The organism is Desmonostoc vinosum, assembly GCF_059505385.1.
Genome location: NZ_JCACKM010000222.1, coordinates 1 through 8,772, shown reverse-complemented (window position 1 = coordinate 8,772; position 8,772 = coordinate 1). Strand labels below are relative to the sequence as shown.

Below are 8,772 nucleotides of genomic sequence, written 5' to 3'. Positions count from 1 at the left end.
TTGTCCTTCTCTTGTGGTTACTAACTGCCGAACTAGTGATTTTTCTAAATAAGTTGTGTCAACAAGAGCAAGATTAAGCTTTTGGGCTTGAAACCAGCAAGTGTGAGTCAGATTAGCATTTCTAAAATCTGTACTTTTAAGTGTTGCAAGAGTGAAATTTACATTTGTTAAATTTGCACTACGAAAACTAGTACCACCCATAGCAATGACAACTGTTGCTGTCTGTTGAACTAAGGTAAATTTCTGATTTTTTACTAAAATTAGCCAGGCACAGTAATTAGCTAACAATCCCCCAACTAAAGCATAACCTCCAGTCCAAACTACAGCCGAAATCCCAGTCCCAATTTTTGACCCAATTATCAAGCAAACTAGAAAGAAAGTTCCAGCTACAAACCAAGATAAAGTCATAGCTTGAACTACTGACCAATCATCAGCCCAAATAATAACTCCACCTACAGCTCCATTTAAAGCTAAAAACACATCCCCAACTACAAATCCAAAACTCATAAAAATCACTAACCAAGCTTCATCTTTGCTTAAAACTAAAATAGCAATTCCAGCTACAGCAAAAGCCAAAGCTGTAGCTCCAAAAGCTATCTCTATACCTCGGTAAATTGTGATAAATGCAAAGATTAGCAATAGTGTGTATACAATGACACCGGGGAAAATAGCATGTGTTTGAATACCTTCAATATTCAAATAATACTCTTCTGCCCGATAAATATTTACTGCTGTGATCGTTCCTATCAGTCCTATTAGAAGTAAGGATAGAAATATTAAGCTAACGATCCAAAGCTTTTGCAGTCCGGCTTTGGCATGGGTGAAATTTGCCCCTGTCAAATTAGCGTTGGTGAAGTTTGCCCCTCGAATGTCGGCATAGCTAAAGTTTGCTCCTGCAAGGTCTTTACCTTTGAAGTTGCGTCCTCGGAGATTTTGACCAGAGAAGTCCAAAGCCATGTTCAACTGTAGAAAGATGAGCAAATTTTACTACATGCTCACCTTTGTAAATTCGGCAATGGTTGTATATATTTGTTGATTGAGGTTCAAAGCCGCAACTTTCAGAGTCAAAGGGGTCTGCTCCCTCCGGGAGTGGGGATTGGGTAATAAGCTAAAAAACATCTAAATTACATAATCAAATTAAATAAAACTCTTGTGGAGTGGGCATCTTGCCCGCCCTAATTATGCAAGTTATATGTGGAACAGCTTATCTTTGTGCCTTATCTTCCCCTGCCTCCCATGCTCCCTCATCTATGAGGAGTTTGGTAATATCCTTCTGGAGTGCGAGTTAAAGGTTTAACTGTCTTTTCAACTTTGCTTTCAGATGAACGTAAAAACTCTTTTGTATTCCGAGGTAGCGGTTCATCAAGATTCAACTTTTCTTTAACGTTCTCAGCGGTTTTTTCTAGGATATTTTTGTCGTTATTATTGCTGTAGTTTCTGTCAGGTGTACCTTTGTAATAAGTACCTTCTGGAGTTCTTACAGTTTCGCCAACGTTCCGTGAAAACGAGTCTTGGGTATTTCTGGCAGTTTCTCTGATGTTTCTCTGAGTATTATCAAACTGTTGATTATTCCTGATTGAGGTATTGTTATCGGGAGTACCTTTGTAATAGATACCTTCTGGAGTTCTTACAGTATCGGCTTGTGCTACACCGTAGTTAAAAACTTGCATTCCAAAAAACATTGAGCCAACCAGAAAAACTATCATAATCTGGCGTAAGATGACGCTTTGTAGCCGAGAAAATATGCGGTTCATAATCATCCTCATTTGCAATTTTGTATGTATTGTGAGTATCTTGTTGCAGAAAAATGTGGTCTTTGCGGTCTGCCTGCCATGGATTACTAATTCTGGGAAATGGATTATTGGTTATTAGCAAATGCCATTTTTAAGATACAGCCGCCCCTGTAGTTGGCTTGGGAGGCTTAACCTCAGCCGCTGTTCGTGGCCGATACAGCTGGATTAATCGCTGTTCGTATTTCCCCAAATCGTCATAAATACTCTTGAAAATAGCCGTTGCTACAGGGTCAGTGTACATCGTACACAAATTACCAATGTCACCAATACCTGTTTGCACATCACCTAAAGCACAGCGTATTTGATATATATCGTCACTGCCGATTAAGGCTGCTTTCATCTTGGCATACTGAGTAGCAACGTTTGCAGCTAAAGATACTTTCTCTCCCAGCTTTTGCAGATACCCTTCTAGCTGTTGGATATGTTGTTTTTTATTGCCAATCATCTCTTGAAATAGAGATAACACTTTTGGATCTGATTCTTTTTCACAATATTTCTCTAATGCTTCTAGAGAATAACGCTCACCAGCCAAGGCAGTATTCAAACCTCTAGCAATATCGCTTTTAGTTGAACCACTCCAAGCATCAGCTAGTTTCCACCATTCAGCTGTTATGTCTTTTTCATGGGGCAATGCGGCATCTTTGCCACCATAACCCAAACGACTCAAAATAGCCGTAGTGAAAATTGCTAAATCTCCAGGTTCGCGGGATGTAATTAAATTTCCATCAACTACCAAAGCTTCGTCTATATAGTTTGCACCCGCGTTAATAATGTCTTTGCGGATGGCACTAAAGCCAGTAGCTTGTTTACCTTTAAGTAAATCACCTTCTATTAGAACTTGGGGCCCGTGACAAACCGCAGCGACGAGTTTTCCTTGCTGTATCGCTTCTTTAACAAAGTTAACTGTGTTGAGATTGCGCCGCATCCGATCAGGAGCCATACCACCGGGAACTACTACAGCATCGAATTCAGAAGCGATCGCTTCTGTTGTAGTACCATCAGCTTGCATACTCAGCTTGCCACGCTTGCCTTTGTATTTTTCATTCATGCGTGAACCGAGAACAATTACCTCCATTCCTGCTGATTTTAGCCCATTGTATGGCACCATAAATTCTACATCCTCAACTCCATGTTCAATGAGGATAGCAACTTTCTTTTTACCGTGATGATTGTTATGATCTGTCATTGATTTTTCCTGTTAACTTCTAGCTTTAGGCTAGTTTTAATATTAATTAATTGAGATATTACACATTCAGTTTGGCTGTTAATGCTTAACAATTTTAAGTAGCAGATTTGCTACTTAAAATTTGTTTTAGCTAACTTTTATCAAAACAAGAAAACAAGTGGTTTAGTTCTCCCCGTTTCCTGTTATTTGTTATGTTTGTGATTTCCTTATTTGCGAAGTAACAAATAATTCTTCATAATCGTGCGATAAATGAGCATGAAAGGTAGCAAATACTTCTGGGTTAATAGCGTTTTGTAACACTGCAAAAACGGCTCTAACATGAATTGCAGCAATTGTAGGTTCTACATTCTCTTTGCTACTTGCTCTAGCGATAAACTCTTGTAAATTAAAGGACTTACCACTATCTCCTTCTCGCCCTCGTAAATATTCACCTAACTCTTGCGGTAACTTGGCAGCTAATTCTTGCGCTTCATCACCTGCAATGCGTTCTTTAATTGTTTCTAGGGTGGCGCGGGTTGCACGCTTTGCCTCTTCACGTGAATTTGATTGGGCAAGGCTTTGTACATGTGTAATGAATTCTTCGTATTCCATTGTCCACCTCCACTTTATTGTTGAGGATTTAGCCAGTTAAAAACATGAGCAAAAATCTAGATCGAGTGAATCAAATTTGCTAAACAAGAAATAGCTATGAGCGAGAATAGTATTATGAAAAAGCGGGTTTAGAACTTCTAGCTCATAACTTATTCGACCGTGAATTCATGCCTATAATAGTAGGCTGTAAAGAATGGTCTAGCTTCGTTCCAAAGTGATAGATGTTTTATTACTAAAGCAATACATCTCCAGTAATACAACTTATTTGCTAAAAAAGGTTACTGTGGAAATGCAGAGAATAGTGGATATTATGGCAGATAAAAATCAGAAAGAAGACACAGCCTCTAATGATTTGCCTCAAGAAATTACCGAATCTTACGGCACTGGTGTAAAAGACTTGCCAGGATATAATATTGGTGGGCGATCGCTACGAGAAGAAATGCACGAATATACACAAACCAGTCCAAAACTTACTGGCGGCGACGTTGATGTATATTGGCAAGATGCAGATGCAGTCGGTGATGAAGCTGTTGGTGGTACTGCTGCAACGCCAGATCAAAACGTCACTGAGGAGTTAGAAACAGCCGTAGGTTTAGAAATGGACGATGCCGCATTTCTTCGCACCAACGATATCTTAGAGGGACGTGATGATAGTCGTTGGGAGTTAGATCCGATGTCTGCGGATGATTATGAACAACGGCGGGAGTAATGTGTAATTAACCTGGGTTGACATCTCCCTCGGTTGGAAACGCGGGGGATTCTAAACTGATGTTGTCGTTCTTTGACGTCACGACTTTTATACATTCCGCGCTTTACCCTTTGTCCTAGCGCTTTCCATCCGTTGGATTTTTCACCATGTTTGTGGAGGCTGTCGCCATCAAGGTAAGACGCTTTTGAAGTGTACGCTTCTTTGGTGATTGTTAGTTTTATTCTCCCAAACTTGCCCGCGTTGTTTTACGCGTAAATGAATTCCAGGTATCTAACTCTTGCATGGAGGAACTGAGTAGGCGTGCCCTATTGTGTTCACTCAAACCCTGCACATGAGAAAAATCTGCTCCAGCAATACTTTCTAAATTTTCAAATTCAACACCAGTCATGTCTGCTGACCGCAAATCAACAGATGCTAAATTTGCTCCATTTAGCCGAGCATTTCGTAAGTAAGCTCCTGTCAAAAAAGCTCTCCGCAAATCAGCACTACTGAGTTTGGCACCTTGTAAATTGGCTCCTGTCAAGTCAGCACCGCCAAGGTAAGCTCCCAGCAAATTAGCACCTTGTAAATCAGCATTCCGTAAGTTAGCAGTATTTAGATAAGCACCATTCAGGTTAGCACCTGGCCCAACCGCCCCTGAGCTTTTGTATGCGAATCCTTCAGGAAAAATTGTCTTGCTATCATACCGAGATACTTGTAGCTTAGCTTCTGCTAGATTAGCACCGCTGAGATCTGCACCACTTAAATCCACACGATACAAATAAGCTCCTTGTAAATTCGTATTCCGCAGAATAGCTCTACTCAAGTCTGCTCCTCGCAAATCAGCAGCGCTCAAATCTGCCTCACTTAAATCTGCCTCACTAAGGTTAACTCCTATTAGATTGGCTTTCTTGAGGTTGGCTGTGCAAAAGTCAAGACCGCTTAAGTTGAATTGATACAAGTCTTGTCCTGCCTTGAGGGCAGTTAAAACCTCTTGGGATGGTTGTTGCATCTCCTTATCTATCATGAGTTGAGGTGAATAGTTTTAGTATTATATAATCTCTTGAACACGATAAAATCTCTCAGCAAATGTGCCATGAATCATCGTAGGATAAAGAATGGCAAAAAAATTTAGACTGACTCAAAATGAGTACGACGATCGCGGACATTTCCGTCAAAACGATTGATGGCAAAGACCAGCTATTAAAAGAATATCTAGGTAAAGTACTTTTAATTGTCAATGTAGCCTCCTATTGCGGCTACACCTCCCAATACAAAGGATTGGAGGAGTTACACCAGAAATATCATGCTCAAGGTTTAGAAGTTCTGGCATTCCCTTGTAACGATTATGGAATGCAGGAACCAGGAACCAACGAAGAAATCGTAGAATTCTGCACCACCCGCTACGGGGTAAACTTTCCATTATTTGATAAGGTACATGCTCAGGGCGCTCAGCAGCACCCGCTCTACACTCACCTAACTAAAGCTGTAGAACCTACAGGTAACGTTTCCTGGAACTTTGAAAAGTTTCTAGTGAATAAAAAAGGAGAAGTTGTTGCCCGGTTTAAGAGTGCCGTTCCTCCCCATGACTCACAGCTAGTAGCTGCTATTGAGAAAGAACTAGCTCAATAAACAGTCATGGGGACTGGGAATTGGGGATTAGGGACACAGAAAAAACTTCTCTGTGACTCCCTCATCCCCTCATCCCCCTCAGATTAAGTATAAATATTCAAACATTTCTGCACACGACTTCTGTTCCCTGTTCCCTCTTAGGTAAAAAAAGATGCGACTCATCCCTCCTATGAACATGAGCGATTTCTTTAGTAAAAGTGCAGGAGTCTGGTTTATCCAACGCACTGTACATCACTTTGATTTAGTGGCGGATGAGTCGGGCGAATCAAACCTTCACATCGGCGTCGTTACCAAAGATGACCCACGGGTTAAAAGCATCTGTGAACAACAGGGAATTGACCCAGCAAAGGCTACGGGAGGTGCAAGCTTTATGTGGCAAGGTAACACTGATGAGAATGAGCCAAACCCAGATTATGCAGCGGTATTGGTTGATGTACCAGATGACGAGATGGGGCATTCTGGTAAGCTTTTGCGTGATCAGGGCTATGTTGAAAAAATTCCGGTAGTTAGTCGTTACTGGTTTGGTAAAGACGGAATTTTAACTATCGATACAGAGTATGACAACAATCAAGGACAAGAGCGTTGCTGGTTCATCACAAATGATTTTCGGGTACGCGCCAGCACGGTTCGCATGATGAATGGTGTTTATTTAATGACCTATTGTTCAGAACGGCGCTGCGTCTGTGAGGAAGATTTAGCAAAAATGATACAACACAATTTGTCTAGAGAATCCTCGTAATTATTTCAGCGATCGCAGTTTCAAACCTCAAGAGCAAGTGCGATCGCTCTGTTCACCGCTCCAAACTTTTACCAATGCTAAACTCGAAGTGTGAGCGAACAATCTGCCCTCATTGATTTATGACTGATAAAAATCCTCTTCTCTAGCCTCTATGACGATCGCCTCACCATTAAATAATTCGTAATTCGTAATTTGTAATTCGTAATTTGTAATGATGCGACGCTCCTGTGTCGCTACCGCTGACGCTCGAGGACTCGCTACCGCTGACGCTCGAGGACTCGCTACCGCTTCGCTAACGCTAACGCTAACGCTATCGAGGACTCGCTACCGCTGCGAAGTGCGTAATTAAGTTTTGTAATGGTAATTTAGCGCAAAGTCACCAGGGGGAATCCCCAAGATCACACTGCCTCAACTTTGTAAGACAACCCCAACACAAAACTTGCCGATTATAGAACCGGGGGACTTAAACCCACGGAACTGGTTAAAATAATCAACCAAAAAGATTAAGGATTGTTTCTTTATTGATGAGAAATAAGATTTGGATTCACGATGTTTCGTATTCTCTAGGGATAAAGGTATATGAGTTCATAACAACATCGATGTATACAACCTTTATTGAGCATCTAGAACAATCTCTATTTCAACGCTTTAATTTACAAAGTCGCCCAATTCCCGCAGGCTTAGAGTATCAAGTCAGCGATCGCGGCAGAAATCCTGCTACCATTCGCAGCTGGTGCTATCAATGCCCAGAGTTACGGAAAATTCGCTACACCAGTATCGACGCTGGTGCAAGTGCCCAAATCCTCAATAGCGTTATTTATCCCAGTTACCACTACGATTTGCCGCTACTCGGCGTAGATTTTCTCTCCTTCGGTCAGATTAAAAATTTGATTGTTATGGACTTTCAACCTTTGTTTCAGGATGAAGCATATCTAGAGAAGTATATTCATCCTCTGAAAGCCCTACACAACAAATATCCTGACTTGGCACAAGATTTAGAAATGAAATTCTACGATGCCAACCAGTATTTCTCTAAATATCTGCTATTTGCCAAAACAGATGCAGAAACAGTGAGAACACGAGTATTTGCAGCATTTAAAGATTATTTGGATCTTTACTGGCAGATGCTAGAGGAAGCCAAACCCCTGACTGCCACAGAAGACATTCAGCGGATTGTTAAAGCCCAAAAAGACTACGATCAATACAGCGCCGAGCGTGACCCAGCATCAGGTCTATTCAGCAGCTACTTTGGGCATGAATGGTCTGAGAAATTTTTGTATGAGTTTTTGTTTGAGGATGCTGTGCCATTAGCTACTGGAATAGCTAAAAAGTAATTATCTTATGACACTATATCAGCCGTTTTTGGATTATGCGATCGCCCTTCTGCGCGATCGCCTCGACTTACAGCCTTATCCCATTCCCACAGGGTTTGAGTCTAAATCGGCACTTGTAGGTAAGGGCAAACATCAAGAAGAGGTATTGACCACCAGTACAGCGTTTAGTGCCCCAAAACTACGTCAGATCAGAGCCGCTCATGTGCAAGGTGGTAAATCGCTACAAGTTTTGAACTTTGTGATTTTTCCACAATTAAATTACGATTTACCCTTCTTCGGGGCAGATCTGGTAACGCTGCCTGGAGGACACCTCATCGCTTTGGATATGCAACCGCTATTTCGGGATGATTTAGCATACCAAGCGAAGTATACACAGCCCATATTGCCCATTTTCGAGTCATATCAACAACACCTACCATGGGGCGGAGACTTTCCCGAAGAAGCGCGTCCTTTTTTCTCACCAGCCTTTCTCTGGACTCGTCCACAGCAAAATGAAGCCGTAGAGACACATGTGTTTGCAGCTTTTAAAGATTATCTCCAGGCATACCTAAATTTTGTTGACCAAGCACAGCCAGTCACAGATTCCCGTTCCCTCATGGATATTGAGCAAGCTCAACTGCGTTATCTACGCTATCGAGCCGAAAAAGACCCAGCACGAGGCATGTTCACCCGTTTCTATGGCCCCGAATGGACTGAAGAATATATCCACGGCTTCTTATTTGATTTAGAGAGGAAACTGGCAACGGTTCGGTGAAGTGGGGACTGGGGACTGGGGACTGGGGACTGGGGACTGGGGACTGGGGACTGGG

At 41.8% G+C, this 8,772-nt stretch carries 10 protein-coding genes; 5 read left to right on the top strand and 5 right to left on the bottom strand.

The annotated features are described in order from the left end of the window. The 4 genes from AC5JMF_RS25920 to AC5JMF_RS25905 all read right to left on the bottom strand — a co-directional run. Positions 1 to 957, bottom strand: a 957-nt coding sequence (locus AC5JMF_RS25920; RefSeq protein WP_495798580.1) for a pentapeptide repeat-containing protein, incomplete at its 3' end; no start/stop codon positions are given. A 287-nt stretch (positions 958 to 1,244) separates the two neighbouring features. Next, complete coding sequence (locus AC5JMF_RS25915) at positions 1,245 to 1,754, bottom strand: hypothetical protein (protein WP_495798579.1); 510 nt, start codon at positions 1,752 to 1,754, stop codon at positions 1,245 to 1,247. Positions 1,755 to 1,884: 130 nt separating this feature from the next. Next, positions 1,885 to 2,979 carry a DJ-1/PfpI/YhbO family deglycase/protease gene (locus AC5JMF_RS25910; RefSeq protein WP_495798578.1) on the bottom strand — a complete coding sequence of 365 codons (1,095 nt, stop codon included), beginning with the start codon at positions 2,977 to 2,979 and terminating at the stop codon, positions 1,885 to 1,887. A 189-nt stretch (positions 2,980 to 3,168) separates the two neighbouring features. Next, entirely contained in the window at positions 3,169 to 3,570 is a 402-nt protein-coding gene (locus AC5JMF_RS25905; protein WP_495798577.1) for a DUF2267 domain-containing protein, read from the bottom strand. A gap of 310 nt (positions 3,571 to 3,880) precedes the next feature. On the opposite strand from AC5JMF_RS25905, the gene AC5JMF_RS25900 reads away from it, so the two are divergent. Then, complete coding sequence (locus AC5JMF_RS25900) at positions 3,881 to 4,279, top strand: DUF6335 family protein (RefSeq protein WP_495798581.1); 399 nt, start codon at positions 3,881 to 3,883, stop codon at positions 4,277 to 4,279. A gap of 217 nt (positions 4,280 to 4,496) precedes the next feature. Here AC5JMF_RS25900 and AC5JMF_RS25895 read toward each other — a convergent pair whose 3' ends face one another. Then, on the bottom strand, positions 4,497 to 5,285 hold the full coding sequence (locus AC5JMF_RS25895) for a pentapeptide repeat-containing protein (protein WP_495798576.1): 789 nt from the start codon (positions 5,283 to 5,285) through the stop codon (positions 4,497 to 4,499). A gap of 119 nt (positions 5,286 to 5,404) precedes the next feature. On the opposite strand from AC5JMF_RS25895, the gene AC5JMF_RS25890 reads away from it, so the two are divergent. The 4 genes from AC5JMF_RS25890 to AC5JMF_RS25875 all read left to right on the top strand — a co-directional run bounded on the left by AC5JMF_RS25890 (position 5,405) and on the right by AC5JMF_RS25875 (position 8,717). Continuing rightward, a complete protein-coding gene (locus AC5JMF_RS25890; RefSeq protein ID WP_495798575.1) occupies positions 5,405 to 5,890 on the top strand; it encodes a glutathione peroxidase in 486 nt (161 codons plus the stop codon). A 151-nt stretch (positions 5,891 to 6,041) separates the two neighbouring features. After that, the gene (locus AC5JMF_RS25885) at positions 6,042 to 6,629 is read left to right on the top strand and encodes a phycobiliprotein lyase (RefSeq protein ID WP_495798574.1); all 588 of its coding nucleotides are present in this window, start codon (positions 6,042 to 6,044) and stop codon (positions 6,627 to 6,629) included. Positions 6,630 to 7,228: 599 nt separating this feature from the next. Further along, entirely contained in the window at positions 7,229 to 7,963 is a 735-nt protein-coding gene (locus tag AC5JMF_RS25880) for a 15,16-dihydrobiliverdin:ferredoxin oxidoreductase (RefSeq protein ID WP_495798573.1), read from the top strand. A gap of 7 nt (positions 7,964 to 7,970) precedes the next feature. Then, positions 7,971 to 8,717 carry a phycoerythrobilin:ferredoxin oxidoreductase gene (locus AC5JMF_RS25875; protein WP_495798572.1) on the top strand — a complete coding sequence of 249 codons (747 nt, stop codon included), beginning with the start codon at positions 7,971 to 7,973 and terminating at the stop codon, positions 8,715 to 8,717. Positions 8,718 to 8,772: the final 55 nt, after the last annotated feature.

Excerpts from the sequence above, each read along its gene's own strand:
- AC5JMF_RS25915 (WP_495798579.1), bottom strand. The coding sequence starts at position 1,754 with ATGAACCGCATATTTTCTCGGCTACAAAGCGTCATCTTACGCCAGATT.
- AC5JMF_RS25910 (WP_495798578.1), bottom strand. The coding sequence starts at position 2,979 with ATGACAGATCATAACAATCATCACGGTAAAAAGAAAGTTGCTATCCTC.
- AC5JMF_RS25905 (WP_495798577.1), bottom strand. The coding sequence starts at position 3,570 with ATGGAATACGAAGAATTCATTACACATGTACAAAGCCTTGCCCAATCA.
- AC5JMF_RS25900 (WP_495798581.1), top strand. The coding sequence starts at position 3,881 with ATGGCAGATAAAAATCAGAAAGAAGACACAGCCTCTAATGATTTGCCT.
- AC5JMF_RS25895 (WP_495798576.1), bottom strand. The coding sequence starts at position 5,285 with ATGATAGATAAGGAGATGCAACAACCATCCCAAGAGGTTTTAACTGCC.
- AC5JMF_RS25890 (WP_495798575.1), top strand. The coding sequence starts at position 5,405 with ATGAGTACGACGATCGCGGACATTTCCGTCAAAACGATTGATGGCAAA.
- AC5JMF_RS25885 (WP_495798574.1), top strand. The coding sequence starts at position 6,042 with ATGCGACTCATCCCTCCTATGAACATGAGCGATTTCTTTAGTAAAAGT.
- AC5JMF_RS25880 (WP_495798573.1), top strand. The coding sequence starts at position 7,229 with ATGTATACAACCTTTATTGAGCATCTAGAACAATCTCTATTTCAACGC.
- AC5JMF_RS25875 (WP_495798572.1), top strand. The coding sequence starts at position 7,971 with ATGACACTATATCAGCCGTTTTTGGATTATGCGATCGCCCTTCTGCGC.